Origin of the sequence: Streptomyces sp. NPDC058240, from assembly GCF_042882135.1 — a bacterium.
Classification (GTDB): domain Bacteria; phylum Actinomycetota; class Actinomycetes; order Streptomycetales; family Streptomycetaceae; genus Streptomyces.
Window position 1 is genome coordinate 1 of sequence record NZ_JBHVWT010000027.1, and the last position, 19,905, is coordinate 19,905.

General features: G+C 70.5%; 19 protein-coding genes. 10 read left to right on the top strand and 9 right to left on the bottom strand.

What is annotated here, in order from left to right:
- The first annotated feature begins 268 nt into the window (after positions 1-268).
- Complete coding sequence (locus ACFVX4_RS29730) at positions 269-1,567, top strand: DUF6986 family protein (protein ID WP_389983040.1); 1,299 nt, start codon at positions 269-271, stop codon at positions 1,565-1,567.
- 48 nt (positions 1,568-1,615) lie between these two features.
- Here ACFVX4_RS29730 and ACFVX4_RS29735 read toward each other — a convergent pair whose 3' ends face one another.
- On the bottom strand, positions 1,616-2,644 hold the full coding sequence (locus ACFVX4_RS29735) for a LacI family DNA-binding transcriptional regulator (RefSeq protein WP_389982887.1): 1,029 nt from the start codon (positions 2,642-2,644) through the stop codon (positions 1,616-1,618).
- Positions 2,645-2,824: 180 nt separating this feature from the next.
- On the opposite strand from ACFVX4_RS29735, the gene ACFVX4_RS29740 reads away from it, so the two are divergent.
- Positions 2,825-3,781, top strand: a complete 957-nt coding sequence (locus tag ACFVX4_RS29740) for an ROK family protein (RefSeq protein ID WP_389982891.1) — start codon at positions 2,825-2,827, stop codon at positions 3,779-3,781.
- 130 nt (positions 3,782-3,911) lie between these two features.
- On the opposite strand, the gene ACFVX4_RS29745 is transcribed toward ACFVX4_RS29740, so the two are convergent.
- The gene (locus ACFVX4_RS29745) at positions 3,912-5,948 is read right to left on the bottom strand and encodes an NPCBM/NEW2 domain-containing protein (RefSeq protein WP_389982893.1); all 2,037 of its coding nucleotides are present in this window, start codon (positions 5,946-5,948) and stop codon (positions 3,912-3,914) included.
- A gap of 267 nt (positions 5,949-6,215) precedes the next feature.
- On the opposite strand from ACFVX4_RS29745, the gene ACFVX4_RS29750 reads away from it, so the two are divergent.
- From ACFVX4_RS29750 to ACFVX4_RS29760, 3 genes are read left to right on the top strand one after another with little or no spacing between them, the layout of a single operon-like run.
- Positions 6,216-7,505 carry an ABC transporter substrate-binding protein gene (locus ACFVX4_RS29750; protein ID WP_389982896.1) on the top strand — a complete coding sequence of 430 codons (1,290 nt, stop codon included), beginning with the start codon at positions 6,216-6,218 and terminating at the stop codon, positions 7,503-7,505.
- A gap of 46 nt (positions 7,506-7,551) precedes the next feature.
- The gene (locus tag ACFVX4_RS29755) at positions 7,552-8,466 is read left to right on the top strand and encodes a carbohydrate ABC transporter permease (protein ID WP_389982898.1); all 915 of its coding nucleotides are present in this window, start codon (positions 7,552-7,554) and stop codon (positions 8,464-8,466) included.
- The gene (locus ACFVX4_RS29760) at positions 8,463-9,386 is read left to right on the top strand and encodes a carbohydrate ABC transporter permease (RefSeq protein ID WP_389982901.1); all 924 of its coding nucleotides are present in this window, start codon (positions 8,463-8,465) and stop codon (positions 9,384-9,386) included. The genes ACFVX4_RS29755 and ACFVX4_RS29760 overlap by 4 nt, the downstream gene beginning before the upstream one ends.
- A 24-nt stretch (positions 9,387-9,410) precedes the next feature.
- Here the strand turns inward: ACFVX4_RS29760 and ACFVX4_RS29765 are convergent, their stop codons facing one another.
- A complete protein-coding gene (locus tag ACFVX4_RS29765) occupies positions 9,411-9,908 on the bottom strand; it encodes an excalibur calcium-binding domain-containing protein (RefSeq protein WP_389982904.1) in 498 nt (165 codons plus the stop codon).
- Positions 9,909-10,126: 218 nt separating this feature from the next.
- Complete coding sequence (locus tag ACFVX4_RS29770) at positions 10,127-10,303, bottom strand: hypothetical protein (protein ID WP_189546495.1); 177 nt, start codon at positions 10,301-10,303, stop codon at positions 10,127-10,129.
- Between the two features lie 198 nt (positions 10,304-10,501).
- On the opposite strand from ACFVX4_RS29770, the gene ACFVX4_RS29775 reads away from it, so the two are divergent.
- Positions 10,502-11,539, top strand: coding sequence for an NUDIX domain-containing protein (locus ACFVX4_RS29775; RefSeq protein ID WP_389982907.1), 1,038 nt, complete (start codon positions 10,502-10,504; stop codon positions 11,537-11,539).
- Here ACFVX4_RS29775 and ACFVX4_RS29780 read toward each other — a convergent pair.
- The 3 genes from ACFVX4_RS29780 to ACFVX4_RS29790 form a co-directional block, all read right to left on the bottom strand.
- Positions 11,498-12,208 (bottom strand): MBL fold metallo-hydrolase, encoded by a 711-nt coding sequence (locus tag ACFVX4_RS29780; RefSeq protein ID WP_389982910.1) that lies wholly within the window; start codon positions 12,206-12,208, stop codon positions 11,498-11,500. The two genes, ACFVX4_RS29775 and ACFVX4_RS29780, sit on opposite strands and share 42 nt — an antisense overlap.
- 136 nt (positions 12,209-12,344) lie before the next feature.
- A complete protein-coding gene (locus ACFVX4_RS29785; RefSeq protein WP_389983043.1) occupies positions 12,345-12,809 on the bottom strand; it encodes a DUF1266 domain-containing protein in 465 nt (154 codons plus the stop codon).
- Between the two features lie 13 nt (positions 12,810-12,822).
- Entirely contained in the window at positions 12,823-14,187 is a 1,365-nt protein-coding gene (locus ACFVX4_RS29790) for a dipeptidase (RefSeq protein WP_389982914.1), read from the bottom strand.
- Positions 14,188-14,370: 183 nt separating this feature from the next.
- On the opposite strand from ACFVX4_RS29790, the gene ACFVX4_RS29795 reads away from it, so the two are divergent.
- The gene (locus ACFVX4_RS29795; protein WP_323180267.1) at positions 14,371-15,585 is read left to right on the top strand and encodes a geranylgeranyl reductase family protein; all 1,215 of its coding nucleotides are present in this window, start codon (positions 14,371-14,373) and stop codon (positions 15,583-15,585) included.
- Positions 15,586-15,654: 69 nt separating this feature from the next.
- Here ACFVX4_RS29795 and ACFVX4_RS29800 read toward each other — a convergent pair whose 3' ends face one another.
- Positions 15,655-16,107 (bottom strand): nitroreductase/quinone reductase family protein, encoded by a 453-nt coding sequence (locus tag ACFVX4_RS29800; protein ID WP_389982917.1) that lies wholly within the window; start codon positions 16,105-16,107, stop codon positions 15,655-15,657.
- Between the two features lie 128 nt (positions 16,108-16,235).
- Between ACFVX4_RS29800 and ACFVX4_RS29805 the strand changes: the two genes are divergently transcribed.
- On the top strand, positions 16,236-16,982 hold the full coding sequence (locus ACFVX4_RS29805; RefSeq protein WP_389982920.1) for a TetR/AcrR family transcriptional regulator: 747 nt from the start codon (positions 16,236-16,238) through the stop codon (positions 16,980-16,982).
- Positions 16,983-17,023: 41 nt separating this feature from the next.
- Here the strand turns inward: ACFVX4_RS29805 and ACFVX4_RS29810 are convergent, their stop codons facing one another.
- A complete protein-coding gene (locus tag ACFVX4_RS29810) occupies positions 17,024-17,632 on the bottom strand; it encodes a disulfide bond formation protein DsbA (protein WP_389982923.1) in 609 nt (202 codons plus the stop codon).
- 274 nt (positions 17,633-17,906) lie between these two features.
- Between ACFVX4_RS29810 and ACFVX4_RS29815 the strand changes: the two genes are divergently transcribed.
- Entirely contained in the window at positions 17,907-19,169 is a 1,263-nt protein-coding gene (locus tag ACFVX4_RS29815; protein ID WP_389982926.1) for a sensor histidine kinase, read from the top strand.
- Positions 19,166-19,831, top strand: coding sequence for a response regulator (locus ACFVX4_RS29820; RefSeq protein ID WP_389982929.1), 666 nt, complete (start codon positions 19,166-19,168; stop codon positions 19,829-19,831). Before ACFVX4_RS29815 ends, ACFVX4_RS29820 begins: the two co-directional genes overlap by 4 nt.
- Positions 19,832-19,905 lie beyond the last annotated feature (74 nt).

Consider the following 19,905-nt stretch of genomic DNA (forward strand, 5'->3'; position numbering starts at 1 on the left):
CGATCTTCGACCTCGTCGACTACGGCGTCGTCGGCGACCTCTTCCAGGTCGTCCCCCAGCTCACCGACGAGGTCAACAGCCGCAAGGGCTGACCCTCGGCGGAACCGCAAGACCAGTCCGACGGTCCGGGGCCGTGCGGTGCACACGCACCACACGGCCCCGCACCCTTTCCGACCACCATTGACGCAGGTCCGACGGCCTTATAACTTCACTATACGGATTGTTGATTCCGGGAAGCGGAAACGACGTGACTGTGGAGGGTGTGGAGATGGGTCAGCAGGAGAAGGTGGCAACGAGCCTCGCCGGTGCGGTCAGCGAGGAGATCAGCGCTTCCCTCACCGCGGTCGACGCCGAGCTCGCGCGCCGCTATCCGGGAGACCCGGGTACGCGCCAGCCGGTCCACACGGTCTACGTCCCCGGCGACACGTTCACCGCGGACACCATCCGCTCCTGGGGCGACCGGGCCATCGAGGCCCTCGACGAGCACGCCCCCGACGCGGCCTCGTTCGCCGCCGTCCTCGGCATCCCGGACGAACTCGCCGCGCCCGTCCACGACCGGGTGCGCGCCAAGCTGGAGCGCGAGCCGGTCGAGGACCTCCGTATCGACTTCGAGGACGGCTACGGCCCCCGCCCCGACGCCGAGGAGGACGAGGCTGCCGCCCGCGCCGCCCGGCTGGTCTCGGAGGCGTACGGGAACGGCACGGCGGCCCCGTACATGGGCATCCGGATGAAGTGCATGGAGGCCGCCGTACGCGACCGCGGCATCCGCACCACGGACATCTTCCTCACCGGTCTGATGCAGGCCGGCGGCCTGCCCGACGGACTGGTCCTCACGCTCCCCAAGGTGACGTACCCCGAGCAGGTCACCGCCTTCGTCCGGCTGCTCGAAGCGTTCGAGCAGGCCCACGGGCTGCCCGCCGGGCGGCTCGGCTTCGAGATCCAGATCGAGACCAGCCAGTCCATCCTCGCCGCCGACGGCACCGCCGCCGTCGCCCGGATGATCGACGCGGCGCGGGGCCGTGCCACCGGACTGCACTACGGCACCTTCGACTACAGCGCCTGCGTCGGTGTCAGCGCCGCCTACCAGGCCGGCGACCACCCGGCCGCCGACCACGCCAAGGCCGTCATGCAGGTCGCCGCCGCGGGCACCGGCGTACGGGTCTCGGACGGCTCCACGAACGTCCTCCCGGTCGGTCCCACGCCTCAGGTGCACGAGGCCTGGCGGCTCCACTACGGCCTCACCCGCCGTGCCCTGGCCCGCGCCTACTACCAGGGCTGGGACATGCACCCGGGCCATCTCCCGACCCGGTACGCGGCCGTGTACACCTTCTACCGCGAGGGCCTGGAACAGGCCGCCGCACGGCTCGCCGCGTACGTGGCCAAGGCCGGTGGCGACGTCATGGACGAACCCGCCACCGCCAAGGCGCTCAGCGGCTACCTCCTGCGCGGCATCGACTGCGGCGCCCTGGACACCGACGAGGTCGTCCGCCTGACCGGGCTGACGCGCGCGGAGCTGGACGGGTTCGCGTCGCCGCGACGGGCCGATCTCACGGTGACCGCGCCGTAGCCGACGACGACGTGCGAGCCGCCCGATCAGAGGTCACCCGACAGGCTCTCAGGCGGGCGGCAACTCGCCCGAGCCGCGCGGGATGAGCGTCGTGGGGAGCTCCACCCGGGCCGGGGCGTGGTCGGCGCCGTCCAGGCGGCGGAAGAGGTGCTCGGCGGCGGTGCGGCCGACGGCGGCGGCGTCCTGGGAGATGACGGTGATGCCGAGCAGGTCGGCCAGTTCGATGTCGTCGAAGCCGACCAGGGCGATGCGGCGTTCCTGCTCGGCGAGGACACGCACCACCGTCACCGTCACCCGGTTGTTGCCCGTGAAGATCGCGGTGACGGGCTCGGGGCCGGCGAGCATCCGCTCGGTGGCGGCCCGCACCCGGTCGGGTTCGGTCGAACCGAGGGACACCCAGGAGTCCGCGACCTCCGTCCCCGCGTCCGCCATCGCCGCGTGGTACCCGCGCAGCCGCTCGGTGGCGGTGTGGATGCGCGGCTGGTCGCCGATGAAGCCGATCCGGCGGTGGCCGTGCGCGATCAGGTGGGCGACGCCTTCGCGGGCGCCGCCGAAGCTGTCGGAGAGGACCATGTCGGCGTCGATGCGGCCCGCCGGCCGGTCCACGAAGACGGTGGCGACGCCCGCCTTGATCTCCGGTTCCAGATAGCGGTGGTCGTCACCGGCCGGAATCACGATGAGCCCGTCCACCCGGCGCGCACACAGCGCGAGCACGAGCTCCTGCTCGCGCTCCGGGTCCTCGGCGCTCGACCCGTTGATGAGCAGGGCGCCGTGTGCCCGCGCGACCTCCTCCACCGCACGGCTCAGCGGTCCGTAGAACGGGTCGGCGAGGTCCTCCAGGACCAGTCCGATCGAGGCGGTGCGGCCCTTGCGCAGGACGCGCGCGCTGTCGTTGCGCCGGAAGCCGAGCGCCTCGATGGCCTCCTGGACCCGGCGCTCGGTGTCGGGCGTGACCCCCGGCTCACTGTTGACCACGCGGGAGACCGTCTTGAGGCCCACTCCGGCGCGGGCCGCCACATCCTTCATGGTCGGCCGGTTGCCGTAACGGGTCTCGGAGTGACGGGCGGTCTCGGCCACGGTGCGCTGTCCTGTCCTCGGGTGCGGGCGGTCCGGCGGGTCCGCGGGCGGTGCCGCGGAGCCGGCCGGAGGCTGTGCCGTCGAGCATAGGCCCTGGACAACGTTGTCAGCTGAATGGAGACTGGGCAGACTGTTTCCTGAAGCCGCAGGTCCCCGCCCCCTACTCACGGAGCCACACCGATGCATACCGACCTCGTCGCCGCGCTGGACATCGGCGGTACCAAGATCGCCGCCGCGTTGGTGGACGGCGGCGGCGCCCTTCTCGTACGGGCGCAGCGGCCGACGCCCGCCCGCGAGAGCGCCGAGACGGTGATGGGCGCCGTGACGGAGGTCCTCGCCGAGCTGTCCGGCTCGCCGCTGTGGGAGCGGGCGGCGGCGGTCGGTATCGGCAGCGCGGGCCCGGTCGACGCCTCGGCCGGCACGGTCAGCCCGGTCAACGTCCCCGGCTGGCGCGACTTCCCACTGGTGGAACGGGTCGGCAAGGCGGTCGGCGGACTGCCCGTCGAACTGGTCGGCGACGGGGTCGCGATGACGGCCGCCGAGCACTGGCTGGGCGCCGCCCGCGGCTACGACAACGCGCTCTGCATGGTCGTGTCGACCGGTGTCGGCGGCGGGCTGGTCCTCGGCGGCAAGCTCCACCCCGGCCCCACGGGCAACGCCGGGCACATCGGTCATGTGAGCGTGGATCTGGACGGCGACCCGTGTCCGTGCGGTTCGCGCGGCTGTGTCGAGCGCATCGCCAGCGGTCCGAACATCGCCCGCCGGGCGCTGGAGGCCGGCTGGCGGCCCGGACCGGACGGCGATGCCTCGGCGGCTGCCGTGGCAGCCGCCGCGCGCGCGGGGGACCCGATCGCCCTCGCCTCGTTCGAGCGCGCCGCTCAGGCGCTGGCCGCCGGGATCGCCGCCACCGCCGCGCTCGTCGAGATCGACATCGCGGTGATCGGCGGGGGAGTGGCAGGTGCGGGCGACATCCTCTTCGAACCCTTGCGCCGGGCCCTGCGCCGGTACGCCACGCTCTCCTTCATCCGGCGGATCGAGGTGGCCCCGGCGGTGATGGGCACCGACGCGGGCCTGGTGGGCGCCGCCGCCGCGGCGGCGCGGGTGGGTCCGGGCGGTGTGGCGGCCGTCCAGGGCTGACCGGGGCCGGGCGGACCGGACGATGCCGTCGAGTGCGGGGCACGGAGAGCGCCGGGCGGGTTCCGGGGGGCGATGCCCCGAAACCCGCCTGGCGGCCGAACGCCTGGCGTCGCCGCCACCGCGGTCCCTGTCAGCAGGTGATCCGCAGGTCCGCCCAGTCCGCGTGGTCGGAATCGACGCCGTCCCGGCCGTCGGTGACCACCAGTCGTACCACCTGCGCACCGCTCACATCCGCGGTGACCGGTTGGGCGGGCATCGCGTTGGTCAGTACGCCGGTCGACGCGGCCTTCGTACCATCGGCCCAGACCTCGAAGGCGACCGTCCCCTTGGCGCCCTTCTCGTCGTCGACCCCCACCTGCGCCGTCACGGTGTTGCACGCCCCGCCGGTGTAGAACTCGACGGCGCTGTCGGCGTGCACGCCGAGGCCCTTGGTGAAGACCGTGCCGCCGATCGTCAGCGGATTCCCGTCGCCCGCACCGCTCTCTCCATTGCTGGTGTCCCTCTCGACCGGGCCCCAGCCGTTGGCCGCGGAGAGCTGCGGCAGTTCGCTCAGGTAGCCGCCGCCCGCCGGTGGCGCGACCACCACATGGGCCCGGACCGGGACCGTGGACCGCACCCGTGTCCCGGTCGGTGAGCGGTACTGGGCGTCGAGTGTCAGATCGTACGCACCGGTGGGGGTGCCCGCGGGAGCCGTCACCTGCCAGCGGGTGGTCAGCGAGCGGCCGGTCGGCAGGGCCGGTGAACCGGTCGGCGACACCGCCTTCACCCGCCAGCCCGAGGGACCGGTGAGCAGGGCCGAAACCTTCTTGGCGGGGGTGCGGCCCAGACCGGTGACCGTCGTGGTCAGCGTGACGGTACGTCCGGCCTCGATCAACGGGCTGGATTCCAGGCCGAGTTCCACCGCGGGCGGATGTGCGGCCCACTTGCCGTCGGCGGCGACCCGAAGCAGCACCGTGCCGTGCGCCGGGACGGTCGCCGCCACGGTGCCCGCCGTGTTGTACGTGCTGTGGTCCCACAGGTCGCGCATCGTGTACCCGTCGGCCTTCGGCAGTCCCACCTCGGCTGCCGTCGTCGCGATGCGCTGTGCGCTGCCGGTCTCGTTGAAGAGGGCGACGGCGCGGCTGCCGTCCCGCATCTCCTTGGTGACCACCCAGCGCCCGCCCGCGGAGGAGAGCACGGTGCCCTGCTTGCCGAGCGGGTCCTGGTCGACGGCGATGACCTCGTGGTTGGAGAGGATCTCGAAGGTCTCCGCGCTCGCCCTGCGCAGATCGGAGCCGATGAGCAGCGGCGCCGCCATCATGGACCACATGGAGAAGTGCGTGCGGTACTCGGTGTCCGTCATGCCGCCGTTGCCGACCTCCAGCATGTCGGGGTCGTTCCAGTGTCCGGGCCCGGCAGCGGCGGCGAGAGGCAGGTTCTGCTTCATGATCGACAGCATGCTGCCCCAGCTGTCGTTGATGTCGCCGGTCGTGCGCCAGAGGTTGCCGAGCTCACCGGCCCATTCCCAGGGCTTGTTCTCGCCCCATTCGCAGATGCTGTAGACGATGGGGCGGCCGGTCGCCGCCAGTGCATCCCGCATCGTCGTATAGCGCTTCTTCGCGTCGACGCCCTGGTTGTTGCAGTTGTCGTACTTCAGGTAGTCGATGCCCCAGTCCGCGAACTGCTGTGCATCGCTGTACTCGTGGCCCAGTGCGCCCGGGAGTCCCACGCTGTCACAGGTCTTGGTGCCGGCGCTGGTGTAGATGCCGATTTTGAGGCCCTTGGAGTGGACATAGTCCGCGACGGCCTTGATCCCGTTCGGGAAGCGCTGCGGATCGGCCTCCAGTTTGCCGTCCGCATTGCGTTGCGGCTTCGCCCAGCAGTCGTCGAGATTGACGTACTGATAGCCCGCGTCCTTGAGGCCCTTCTCGACAAAGATGTCGGCGATGCCCTTGACCATCGACTCGTCGAACTCGGCCCGGCAGTGCGTCGAGTTCCAATTGTTGAACCCCATCGGCGGGGTGAGCGCAAGGCCGTTTCCGGACTGTGGAGTCACGGCGTGAGCGGGAGCGGGCGAGTCCGCGGCGGCGGGAACGGTCGCGACCGCGGCGCACAGCAGCCCGGCCATCAGCGCTCCGATGACTCCACGATGGCTGGTTCGGGTTGTACGGGTTGGAAGATGACGCATCGTTACGTTCCTCCACACTCGTGCGTGATCGGATGACGGCATGTGCACGCCAAGGCGTGCGATTACGTTAGGGCGTGTTGGAGTCTGTTGGAAGAGGGTCGGCAGCGGTTGCCCGGCATCTCGTCAAAACCCTTGACGACACCATCACTTGGAGGTGAGATCCAATCGCACGTTCGGTTGTGTTGGGTTGCATCTCCGGAGGAGCTGGGCATGACGCAGTCTGATGACGACAGGTCAGGTGTGCCGGGCAGTGTCGCAGGACATCGGATGTCCCGGCGAAGTCTGCTGCGTGGTGCGGCTGTTGGCGCCGGAGCCGTGACGCTGCCCGCGCTGCTCACCGCCTGCGGGAGCGGCCCCGGTGGTGACGGAAGGACCATCACCTTGGGGTCGAATTCCTCCGACCCGGTCCCGAAGAAGGCGTTCGCCGACGCCTTCGCCGCGTACGAGGCGCAGTCGGGCGGTCGGAAGGTGAAGGTCAACACCGTCGACCACAACACCTTTCAGGAGAACATCAGCCGGTATCTCCAGGGCAAGCCGGACGATGTCTTCATGTGGTTCGCCGGCAACCGGATGCAATTCTTCGCCGAGAAAGGACTGCTGCACGACGTCAGCGACAACTGGCAGGACTACAAAGGCTTCTCGGCCGCGCTGAAAGCCCAGTCCACCGGAGCGGACGGCAAGCAGTACCTCACGCCGTACTACTACTATCCGTGGGCCGTCTTCCACCGTAAGAGTCTCTTCGCCGACCGCGGCTATCAGGCGCCGAAGACGCTCGACGAGTACGTGGCGCTCGCCAGGCAGATGAAGAAGGACAAGCTGGACCCGATCGCCTTCTGCGACAAGGACGGCTGGCCCGCCATGGGCACCTTCGACTACATCGACATGCGGACCAACGGCTACGAATTCCACAAGAGCCTGATGGCGGGCGAAGTCGCCTGGACCGACAAGCGGGTCAGGGAGGTCTTCGACACCTGGCGCCGGCTCCTGCCGTACTGCCAGCAGGGTGCCAACGGCCGTACCTGGCAGGAGGCCGCCAACAGCCTCCAGAAGAAGGAGGCCGGCATGGCCGTCTTCGGACTGCCGCACCCCGGCGCCCAGTTCCCCAAGGGCGAACAGGGCGACATCGACTTCTTCCCCTTCCCCGTCATCGACCCGGAGCACGGGCAGGACGCGGTCGAGGCGCCCATCGACGGATTCCTGCTGGCGAAGAAGTCGAAGAACCTCAAGAACAAGAAGGCGCTGGAAAGCGCCAAGGACCTGCTGAAGTGGCTGGCCACCGGGAAGGCCGAGGACATCTACCTGAAGAGCGACCCGAACAACATCGCGGTCAGCGACCAGGCGGACATCTCCGCGTACTCACCGCTCCAGAAGAAGGCCGTGGAGCTGGTCTCCGGAGCCAAGCAGATCTCCCAGTTCCTGGACCGGGACACCAGGCCGGACTTCTCCTCCACGGTCATGATCCCGGCGATCCAGAAGTTCATCAGCGACCCCGACGACGTGGACGGCCTGGTCAACGACATCGAACGGCAGAAGAAGACCATCTTCGCCGCCGACTGACCCCGGACGACCTCGATGGAATCCGACCGAACCTGGAGTACCGACCGTGTCGTTCATCCCGGCCAGGCGCACCGGACGGCGGGTCGCGCGGCGGTTCACCGGCCGCGACCTCGCCGTACTCGGTGTGCTGCTCGGCATACCCGTCCTGCTCGACGTCGCCATCGTCTGGGGACCGACCCTCGCCTCCGTGGTGCTCTCCTTCACCGGCTGGGACGGCATCGGTGACATCAAGTGGGTCGGCACGCAGAACTACCGGAACCTCTTCACCAACTACCCGCAGTTCTGGCCCGCGGCCCGGCACAATCTGCTCTGGCTCGCCTTCCTCGGCCTGGTCGCAGCCCCGTTCGGACTGCTGCTGGCCGTGCTCATCGACCGGGGGGTGCGCTTCAGCCGCTTCTACCAGTCGACGCTGTACATGCCCGTCGTACTGTCGCTCGCCGTGGTGGGATTCATCGCCCAGCTGGTCTTCTCCCGCGACCAGGGCGCCCTCAACGCGGTCATCGGGGACACGGGTTCGCCGACGGACTGGCTCGGCGACCCGGACCTCAACATCTGGATGGTCCTGCTCGCCGCCGCCTGGCGGCACACCGGCTATGTGATGATCCTCTATCTCGCCGGGCTGAAGGCCGTCGACCCCTCGCTGAAGGAGGCCGCGGCGATCGACGGGGCGGGCGAGGCCCAGACCTTCTTCCGCATCGTCCTCCCCACCCTGCGGCCGGTCAATGTGATCGTCGGCGTTATCACCGTCATCGAGTCCCTGCGCGCGTTCGACATCGTGTACGCCGTCAACCACGGCCGCAACGGACTCGAACTGCTCTCGGTGCTCGTCACCGACAACATCATCGGCGAGGCCAGCCGGATCGGCTTCGGCTCCGCCATCGCCGTGGTCCTGCTGGCCGTCTCCCTGGGATTCGTCGCGACGTATCTGGTCCAGGAGCTCCGAGGGGAGAAGAACCGTTGACCGTCCAAGCCGCCCCCGCCCGCCCTGCCGCACCACCGGCACCGCCGGTTCCCGCCGCCCGGCGTCGGATCCGCCCCGGCCGGATCGGCGTCCACGCCTTCCTGATGGCGGTCTCCCTCGCCTTCCTCGCCCCGCTCCTGCTCGCGGTGTACGCATCGCTGCGGCCGTACGACGAGACCTCGGAGCACGGCTACTTCTCGCTGCCGCGCCATCTCTCCCTGGACTACTACCGGCAGGCGTTCTCCGACTCCGGCATGACGAAGTACTTCGTCAACACCATGATCATCGCGGTGCCGGGGGTGCTCGTCACCCTCTTCCTCGCCTCGTTCGTGGCCTTCGCGCTGGCGCGCCTGAAGATGCGCGGCGGGATCGTCCTGCTCATGCTCTTCACCGCCGGCAACCTGCTGCCGCAGCAGGTGATCGTGACGCCCCTGTACGTGGTGTTCAACCGCATCCCGCTGCCCTACTGGATGTCCGACTCGATGACGATGTACGACTCGTACTGGGCCGTCGTCGTCGTCCAGATCGGTTTCCAGCTCGGCTTCTGCGTCTTCGTCCTGGCCAACTTCATGCGCACCCTGCCGCAGGAGATCCTGGAGGCCGCCATCGTCGACGGCGCGGGCGTGTGGACCCAGTACTGGCGGATCACCCTGCCCCTGTGCCGCCCGGCCCTGGCCGCGCTCGGCACGCTCCAGTTCACCTGGATGTACAACGACTTCCTGTGGGCGCTGGTCTTCATCTCCGACGGCGACAAACTCCCCATCACCTCGGCGCTGAACAACCTCAGGGGCCAGTTCTTCACCGACTACAACCTGCTCGCCGCCGGCTCGGTGATCGTCGCCCTGCCCACGCTCGTCGTCTTCCTCCTGCTCCAGCGCCACTTCATCGCGGGCCTCACCCTGGGCTCCAGCAAGGGGTAGGCCGCGACGGCCGCCGGTGGGCGGCTACTCGCAGGCGACCCCGTCCCCGTCCCGGTCGAGATGCCGCCCGTAGCCGGGCTCTCCCGCGTGGATGGGCGCGGCGTCGGCCGCGCGCACGGCGGAGCAGTTGGCGTAGTACGTACTGCTGCCGCCCCCGCCCGAGACGGATCCACCGGACGTGCCGCCGTCCTCGGTCGCGGGCGCGACCGTCACCCTGACGGTCTTGGTCCTCGTGACGGTCGGTACCGGCTCCGGGCTCGCCGTCACCGTCCTGGTGGCCGACGGTGCCGGAGTGGCCGTCACCGTGGCTGTCGCCGTCACCGTCGCGGACGGTGCGGCCTTCGCGTCGGCCGTCTTCTCGGTCCTGGCGGGATCGTCCGCGCCACCGATGCCCACGCCGAGGAAGAACAGGACGGCGGCGGCCGGGATCAGGATCCGTTTCCGTGTCCACTTCGGACGACGCTCCGGCGGCGCGGGCGTGCCGTACGGGTTGTTGCCGGGCGGCTGGGGGGCTGCCCCCATGGCGGCTGCCTCCATGGCGGCTGCTGATTCTGAGACATACGTCCCCCCTGGTGCGGTTCATGGAGGGATGACCGTAACGGCCCCGGATCAGCACCCGGGAGCCACATGCTCCGCTGGTGATGGAATTGTGATGACAGGGAGGAGAACGCGTGGCTCTTCCGGAGCTCTCCCCGGCCCGTCCGGTCGAGCGGGGCCCGGCCCCGGCCCCGGTCCCGGACTCAGTGCCCCCGGTCCGGTGACTGCTGCGGAACGACCACCAGGAACGCGTCCTGCTCCAGATCCATCACCACCTCGGCCGCCACGCCCTCGCAGCGGCGGGCGGCCGCGAACTCCTCCGCAGGCCAACTGCCTCGTGGCCCTCCCGCGGGAAATCGCTCAAGCACTGTGCGACGCACGCTGCCCCCCCCTGGTCGTCGGTCCGGCCTGTCCGCTCCAACGACCTTCCGGCGGCCCCGTTACGGCCGGACGCACGCGATCGGACGCCGTCCACGGGCATCGGACGGTTCTGTTCGGGAAACATGCATCGCCACAGCCGGGTTTTCGCGGCAGGGTGTTGCGGGCAAGCCACAGGGGGCTACGGAAGAGGGGGAACCGTGATCGTCTGGATCAACGGTGCGTTCGGCGCGGGCAAGACGAGCGCCGCGCGTGAACTGATCGATCTGATCCCGAACAGCACCTTCTACGACCCCGAACTCATCGGCGGGGAGCTGCGGCATCTGCTGCCCCAGAAGAGGCTCGCCGAGGTGACGGACTTCCAGGACCTGCCGATCTGGCGGCGACTGGTCGTGGACACCGCGGCGGCCCTGCTCGCCGAGGTGTCCGGTGTGCTGGTGGTGCCGATGACTCTGCTGCGACAGGAGTACCGCGACGAGATCTTCGGAGGGCTGGCCTCCCGGCGCATCGAGGTGCGTCATGTCCTGCTCTCACCTGAGGAAACGATCCTGCGTAAACGGATCGCCGACCGCGTCGAGTACCCCGGGGACCCGGAGCACAGCGAACGGGTACGGCAATGGGCCTACCAGCACATCGAGCCCTACCGGGCGGCGCTCGGCTGGCTCGCCCGCGACGCCCACATCATCGACTCCGGCGCGCTCACCCCGTACAGGACGGCCGAGCGCATCGCCGAGGCGGTCCGCAGCGGCGCCGCCACCCCGTGCGAGATCGTGCAGACACCCGAGCCGACCGCGGAGACCGTGGCGGCCGGCGTACTGCTCTTCGACGAGCGTGACCGGGTGCTGCTCGTCGACCCGACGTACAAGCCCGGCTGGGAATTTCCCGGCGGAGTGGTCGAGTCCGGCGAGGCACCGGCCCAGGCCGGGATCCGTGAAGTGGCCGAGGAGATAGGCATCCATCTCGACCGGGTACCGAAACTCCTCGTCGTCGACTGGGAGGCACCCCGGCCGCCCGGCTACGGGGGCCTGCGGCTGCTCTTCGACGGTGGCCTGCTGACCGGCGCGGACGCCCAGCGGCTGCTGCTGCCCGGATCCGAACTGCGCGGCTGGCGGTTCGTCACCGAGGCGGAAGCGGCCACCCTGCTGCCCCCGACCCGGTACGAACGGCTGCGCTGGGCGCTGCGCGCCCGCGAGCGGTCAGCCGTGCTCAACCTGGAGGCCGGAGTCCCGGTCGGCTGAGGCGCGCAGCGCCGCGGCGGCGTCGGTGGTGAGCGGTTCGCCGTGCCCGAAGCAGACCGTGGCCGGCTCCAGCGCGGCCAGCCGCCGGAAGGAGTCCACGGCCTGCGCCCGGTCGATGTTGAAGACGCCCAGCATCACCCGGTCGACCCTGGCCACGCAGTCCCCGGTGAACAGCACACCGTGGTGCGGCAGATGAATCCCGATGGAACCGGGGGTGTGGCCGGGGGAGTGGACCACCCGGGCACCCTGGCCGAACCCGATTTCGTCGCCGTCGGCCAGCTCGCGGTCGACCCGGGTCGGCGGGGCGGGGGGCACGGTCCGCGCGTGCTCCCACAGCGGGAGTTCCCAGTCGAGCAGGACGGGATCGGCGATCTCCTCCTCGCCCCGGATCACCGCGGCATCCAGCCGATGGGCCAGGATCTCGGCGCCGTGCCGGTCGGCGAGCTCCTGCGCGGCACCGTAGTGGTCGCAATGGCCGTGGGTGACGACGATCCGGGAGATGCGGCCAGGGTCCAGGCCCAGGCTGCGCACCCCGTCCTCGATCGCGGGCGCCGCGTCGATGGCGCCCGCGTCGATCAGAGTCAGATCGGCGCCGTCGCGCCACAGATACGCCTGGCCGATGGGGAAGCGGAACATGTGCAGCCGAGGGAGTACTTCGACGATATCCATGCCACGAACGTACGTGGACGGCCAGCCCGCAGGCGTCGATCTACGCTCTGGGCGAGCTTCGCTCAGCGCGTAGTGCGGCAATGCGGGACTCTGCGGGGCCGGGCGTGAACCGGAGTCAGCGCCAAGGGATGTTCCGTCACGGACTGCCCTCGCTCTCCGCCAAGAGGCGGTGAGCGGTGACGTTCTGCTCGTAGTACGTGCCGTACTGCTCGTCGTCGAAGCGCAGCACCCTGCCCAGCGCGTACGCGGCGGAGAAGCTCTCCCACGATTCGTAGGCCGACTTGCTCAGAGCCCCCGCGTGCACGATCGCCTGCTCTGCCTCGTGCGGGTAGCAGAATCGGGCCGACAATCCCCAGCGGGCCAGGTTCACGGCACGCCCGTAGTCGTAGGCGACCGTCGTGGTGACCACCCCGTCCGGCGGCAGCAGCCCGTCGGCACGGAACCGCGCCTCGTACCGCGCGATGCGCCGAAGCGACTCATCCGCCTCCGCCAGGTCGGTGGCGGACGCGCCGCGTCGGCTCAACGTGCTGGTGACGCTGTCGGACCACTCCTGACAGGAGGGCGTCCGCAGGGCAGGAGATCCGCAGGAACACGGCGGGATCGGTGACGCAGCGTCAGGCGCGCTTGGACTCCGCGTAGTTCCGCAGGAACAGGGCCTCGGCGAGCGACAGCCGCTCCAGCTCCTGGGGCGACACGCTCTCGTTCACCGCGTGGATCTGCGCCTCCGGCTCGCTCAGGCCGATCAGCAGGATCTCCGCCTCCGGATAGAGGGCGGCGAGGGTGTTGCAGAGCGGGATCGAGCCGCCCATGCCGGACGTCTGCATCTTCTCGCCCGGGTACGCGACCTCCATCGCCTGCGCCATCGACGTGTACGCCGGGCTGGAGGTGTCCGCGCGGAACGGCTGGCCCTGGCCGACCTGTTCCACCGTCACCCTCGCCCCCCACGGGGCGTGGGCCTTGAGGTGGGCGGTCAACAGCGCGGTCGCCGCGGCGGCGTCCTGGCCCGGCGGGACCCGCAGGCTGACCTGGGCCCGCGCGCTCGCCTGGAGCGACGGGGTCGCACCGATCACCGGCGGGCAGTCGATGCCGATGACGGTGACGGCGGGCCGGGCCCAGATGCGGTCGGCGACCGTGCCTGTGCCGATCAGCCCGACCCCGTCGAGGACCTTCGCGTCCTTGCGGAAATCGGCCTCCGGGTACTGGAGTCCGTCCCACTCGGTGTCCGTGGCGAGCCCGTCGACGGTCGTTGTGCCGTCCTCGGCGCGCAGCGAGGCCAGCAGCTGGATCATCGCGGCCAGCGCGTCCGGGGCGGCGCCGCCGAACTGCCCGGAGTGCAGGTTCCCTTCGAGGGTGTCGAGCGTGACCCGCAGCATCGTCATGCCGCGCAGGGTCGCGGTGACCGTCGGCAGACCGCCCCGGAAATTGCCGGTGTCGCCGATGACGATGGTGTCGGCGGCCAGCAGTTCGGGGTGCGCCTCCGCGTACCGCTCCAGGCCGCCGGTGCCCTGCTCCTCGGAGCCCTCGGCGATCACCTTGACGGAGACCGGGACGCCGCCGTCGGCCTTGAGGGCGCGCAGGGCGAGGAGGTGCATGATGAAGCCGCCCTTGCAGTCGGCCGAGCCGCGGCCGTACCAGCGGCCGTCGCGCTCCGTCAGCTCGAACGGAGGGGAGAGCCAGGCGGACTCGTCGAGCGGCGGCTGCACGTCGTAGTGCGCGTAGAGCAGTACGGTCGGGGCGCCGGCCGGACCGGGCAGGAAGCCGTAGACCGACCGGGTGCCGTCCGGGGTGTCGAGAAGGGCGACGTCCTGGAAGTCCTCGGCGCGCAGCGCGTCGGCGACCCAGTCGGCGGCCGCCTCGCACTCGCTCTTCGGGAACTGCGCGGGATCCGCCACCGACTGGAAGGCCACCAGCTCGGCCAGCTCCGTCTTGGCGCGGGGCATCAGCGAGGCAATGGTCTCGGAAATCGGACGGGCGGTCATGGGCACGCTCCTCGTGGGTGCGACGTTATGTGTACGAATCCGGCTACATGCGCACCGAGTGTGCGGCGTCGCATGCAGGACGAACGTACGGTCGATCCTCCCACAGCGGGGGCCGGGGGCAACGCGCCGTAGGATGCCGTGAGCAGCATGGGCCACTGGTGGGATCGGGAGCAGAAGCACATCGTGAGCAGCGAGAACGCAGACGCCGTACAGGAGCACGAAGAGTCGTCCGTGTGGGATGTCGTCGTAGTCGGGGGCGGACCGGCCGGAGCCTCCGCGGCATACGCGGCGGCAGTGGCCGGCCGACGGGTGCTGCTCCTCGAGAAGGCGGAGCTTCCCAGGTACAAGACATGTGGCGGCGGCATCATCGGGTTTTCGCGGGATTCGCTGCCGCCCGGGTTCGAACTGCCCTTGCGGGACCGGATCCACGCGGTCACCTTCTCGCTCAACGGCAGGCTGGCGCGGACCCGCCGGTCCAAGCGGATGCTCTTCGGGCTCATCAACCGCCCTGAGTTCGACGCGGGTCTGGTCGAGGAGGCGCAGAAGGCGGGCGCCGAACTCCGCACCGGCGCGACGGTGACGAGGGTCGAGCAGCACGGCGCCTCGGTGCCCGACCGGCGCACGGTCGCCGTGGTGCTGTCCGGCGGCGAGACGGTCCTGGCCCGCGCGGTCGTCGGTGCCGACGGAAGCGCGGGGCGGATAGGAGCCCATGTCGGGGTAAAGCTCGACCAGGTGGACCTCGGACTGGAGGCGGAGATCCCGGTTCCGGCCACGGTCGCGGAGGACTGGGCGGGGCGGGTGCTGATCGACTGGGGCCCCATGCCCGGCAGTTACGGCTGGGTGTTCCCCAAGGGCGATGTCCTGACCGTCGGTGTGATCTCGGCGCGGGGCGACGGGGCGGGGACCAAGCGGTATCTGGAGGACTTCATCGCCCGGCTCGGCCTCGCCGGTTTCGAGCCGAAGATCTCCTCCGGGCATCTGACGCGCTGCCGCAGCGACGACTCGCCGCTGTCACGCGGGCGGGTGCTGGTGTGCGGCGACGCGGCGGGGCTGCTGGAGCCGTGGACCCGCGAAGGGATTTCCTTCGCACTGCGGTCGGGGCGGCTCGCCGGTGAGTGGGCGGTCCGGATCGCGGAGTCGCACGACGCGGTGGACGCCCGGCGCCAGGCGTTGAACTACGCGTTCGCCATCAAGGCGGGCCTCGGTGTCGAGATGGGTGTCGGACGCCGCATGCTGAAACTGTTCGAGCGCCGCCCCGGGGTGCTGCACGCGGTGCTGACGGGATTCCGCCCGGCCTGGAACGCGTTCGCCGGAATCACTCGCGGAACGACCTCGCTCGGTGAACTGGTCCGTACGCATCCACTGGCACAGCGGGCCCTGTCCGCGATGGACCGCTAGGCCCTGTCCGGGTCGCCGGGCGACATTGCCCGGCGCCCGGTGCCGGGGAGTAGGGGGCCGGCCGCACGGTCAGCTCTCCTCGGTGATCCGGAAGACGGGGTGGTCCGGGCAGGCGGCCAGCAGTTCGGCGTCCGAGGACTTCGCGGTGATGCCCTTGAAGTACTCGTTGACCTCCCAGCCCCACCGCTCCAGGTAGGTGCGGATGATCAGTGCCTTCTGCTCGTCGTCCGTGATCTCCACGGCCGCGAAGGTACGGATCTTCCGGCCCACCCGCAGCTCGCCCCCGCCGGCGACGCGCATGTTGCGCACCCACTGGGAGTGGCCTCGGGCGGAGACGAGGTACTGCGCGCCCTCGTGGGTGTGGGGGTTCACGGGCACCCGTTGCATCTGCCCGCTCTTGCGGCCGCGCACCGACATCTCGGCCGAGCCGAAGAGGCTGACGCCATGGCGGGCGAGCCGGCCGACGATGCTGTTCATCCGGACGCTGAAGGCGTTGCCCTGAAGGTAGTACGGCTGAGACATGGTGACTCCCCAAGATTTTGAGAGCAGCGCTCTCGCTTGAGATCAGTGTGCACGGGATTGGTGCTCAAAATCAAGAGCGCTGCTCTCGTTCTTGGTCGGTGCTCTGTGTTCATGGCAGACTGATGACCATGAACACTGTCCGAGGAGCCAGGGAACGGGCCCGCATCGAGGTCACCGCCGCGATCAAGGACGAGGCGAAGAAGCAGCTCGCGGCCGAGGGCGCCGCGAAGCTGTCGCTGCGCGCCGTCGCACGAGAGCTCGGTATGGCGTCCTCCGCCCTCTACCGCTACTTCCCCAGCCGCGACGAGCTGCTCACCGCGCTGATCGTCGATGCGTACGACTCCGTGGGCGAGACCGCGGAGGCCGCCCACCGGACCGCCCGCGCCCAGGCAGCCACCCATCTCGCCCGCTGGATCGCGGTCACCCGCGCCGTGCGCGACTGGGCGCTGGCCCACCCTCATGAGTACGCCCTGATCTACGGCTCTCCCGTGCCCGGCTACACCGCGCCGCAGGCGACGATCGGCCCCGCCTCTCGCGTCGGCCTCGTGCTGATCGCCGTGGTCGCGGACGCCTACCGCACGGACGGCCTGGCGCTGTCACCGCTCGCCGACGATCTGCGCGGCGAGGCCGGACGGATGGTCGCGGAGTTGGCCCCCGGCCTTCCCCCGGAGGCCGCAGCTCCGTTGATCGCCGCCTGGTCACAGCTGTTCGGGCTGGTCTCCTTCGAGCTCTTCGGCCAGTTCAACCGGGTGGTGGAGGCCAGGGAGATCTTCTTCCGGGAAGCCGTCACCGAACTGGCCCGCACGGTCGGCCTGCTCGGTGGCGGGAATGGTGGCGGAAGTGGTGCGGCAGGGCGGGGCGTTGTCGACGCGTGAAGGTGTCCGTATTCGGTGAGCCGTGGCAATCGGACTGACTGTCACGCCTTGATTTCACGGAATGTCGGGACGCCGGCCAACAGGCGGGCGGCTTCCCAGAGGCGGATGGCGTCTGCCCGTGCGGGGACGGCGTCGAGGACGGGGTCGAAGAAGGACCGCTGATCGCCGTCAGGTTTGGTGATGGCCAGGACGGGGGTGCCGATCTCGGAGTCGATGCGGTCGACGCCGGCGTGGTGGGAGGCGCGAAGCTCATCGTCGTAGTCGGTGCAGGTGCCGACCTCGGCGAGCCCGGTGGGCAGGCCGCTGCGTTGCAGTGCTTCGCCGATGTCACCGATCCATTCCCGCTCGGTGCCGTCGAGCTCGGTCCACAGTGCGTCGCAGAACGCGCCGAGCGCGGCGTGCCCGTGCTCGGTCTGGACGGCTGCGGCGACGCGGGCGGGAATCCACAGGTAGCCGTGCGGGTCGCCCTCGGGGGCGTCGTCGCGGCGCTCGTTGAGTACCGACAGGCTCATCACGTGCCAACACACCCGAAGCGGTACCTCTTCGGCGATCTGCGCGACCCATCGCGCGGTGTGGCGGGTGAGTGGGCAGGCGGGGTCGAGCCAGACATCGATGCTCCAGCCCGTCGTCGTGCTCGTCCGGTCGGTCATGGCTGCGGTTCCGATCCTGCCGGTTCACCGGCTTGGGCGGTGATCCCCCGTTCCAGGGTCCGGGTCACGGTCGCGACGAGGTCGAACTTGGCGAGGGCGCCCTGCCTCATGGGGCCGCTCTCCGCCGGCCAGGACCGGCGTCACCGACGTCCGGCCCTCCGGCAGCCCCCTTCGCCCGTGGCCCGGCCCCGTACGACGTACTCCCCACGGAGTACGGGTGATCACCACGTCCGGCTGACGCCTTTGCCGGGGCCCGCGGTCTAGCGTGGCCGATATGGAAGAGCAGCGCTCACACGGAAGCGGCGGCGGTCCTCCCTGGGCACACGGCGAGCCGCCGCGGTGGCTGACCGGGGAGCCGGGACGCTCCGCCTCCCGGCTGCCCTGGCCGTCGACGATCCTGCTCGGCGCCGTCGTCATGATCGGTTCGACCATCGCGGCCCGGGGGCAGATGGACGAGCGGGCCCCGCTGGACCTTTTCGCGCGACTGCTGCTCTTCCTGGCCGTCGCCGTGCTCCTGCTGCGCCACCGCCACCCCGTGGTGGCCGCCTTCGGCAGCTCGGTCGCGGCGATGATCTATCTGGTGGCCGGCTATCCGTACGGGCCGGTCTTCCTGGCCGTCGCCGTCGGCTGCTTCAGCGCGGTCGTCTCCGGACACCGGCGGGCCGCCTGGTCCGCCGTGGGCATGGTGTGGCTGGGACACGTCCTGGTGGCGCACTGGCTCTACCGGTGGCTGCCGCCCTCCGACGACCACGCCGCCCCCTGGGGACAGGAGCTGGGCATCGCCGCCTGGGTGGTGGCCATCGTCGCCGCCGCCGAGTTCGTTCGCGTACGCCGTGAGCAGTGGGCGGACCGACGGGCGGAACGGGAGGCCGCGGAGCAGCGTCGGGCCGACGAGGAACGGCTGCGGATGGCGCGCGAACTCCATGACGTCCTGGCCCACAGCATCTCCGTCATCAACGTCCAGTCGAGCGTGGGTCTCGCGCTGCTGGACTCCGACCCCGAGCAGGCACGTGCGGCGCTCACCGCCATCAAGGCCGCCAGCAAGGAGGCGCTGGGCGAGGTCCGTCAGGTCCTCGACACCCTGCGCACCCCGGGAGACGCCCCCCGGGCCCCGGCCCCCGGACTCGACCGGCTCCCCGAACTCGTCGAGCAGGCGGCCGGCACCGGACTGACCGTCACCGTCGAGACCGACGGCGAACGGCCATCGGTTCCGCCCGGCGCGGATCTCGCCGCCTTCCGCATCGTGCAGGAAGCACTGACGAACGTGGTCCGGCACTCCGGATCGCGTACCGCGCAGGTCCGTATCGTCTACGGGCCCGGCCGCATCCGGCTCCGTATCGACGACGAAGGACCCGCCACCGGCGGCGACGCCGGAGGCAGCGGTAACGGGCTGGCGGGGATGCGGGAGCGGGCCGCCGGGCTGGGTGGCACGATCGAGGCGGGCCCCCGGGCCGACGGCGGCTTCCGGGTGCGGGCCGAACTTCCGCTGCCGTCCGGTTCGTCCGGCACGGCGGCGCACGAGGAGGAGACACCGTGATCCGCGTACTGCTCGCCGACGACCAGTCCCTGGTCCGGGCGGGCTTCCGGGCCCTGTTGGACGCCCAGCCCGACATCGAGGTGGCGGGAGAGGCCGCCGACGGCGCGGAAGCCGTGCGCATGGTGGGCGGACTGCGGCCCGACATCGTGCTGATGGACATCCGGATGCCACATCTCGACGGCCTCGCCGCGACCCGTGCCATCACCGGGGATGCCCGCCTGGACGACGTCAAGGTGGTCATGCTCACCACCTTCGAACTCGACGAGTACGTCTTCGAGGCGATCCGGTCCGGAGCCTCCGGCTTTCTCGTCAAGGACACCGAACCGGAGGAACTGCTGCGCGCCGTGCGCGCCGTGGTGGGCGGCGACGCCCTGCTCTCGCCGGGGGTCACCCGCCGCCTGATCGCCGAGTTCGCGGCCCGCTCCAAGGAACCCGCGACGGCGACGGGGCTGAGCGGACTCACCGAACGGGAAAGGGAGGTGATGGCGCTCGTCGGCATAGGGCTCTCCAACGAGGAGATCGCCCGACGGCTGGTCGTCAGCCCGCTCACCGCCAAGACCCATGTCAGCCGCACCATGGTGAAGCTGGGCGCCCGCGACCGGGCCCAACTCGTCGTGCTCGCCTACGAGTCGGGGCTGGTGCGGCCGGGCTGGCTCGGCTGATCCGGGCGCGGGGGGCAGGTGCGGTGTCCGGCCGAGATGCTTGCCCGCCGGCCCGCCACCGCGCCTCTCCCCTC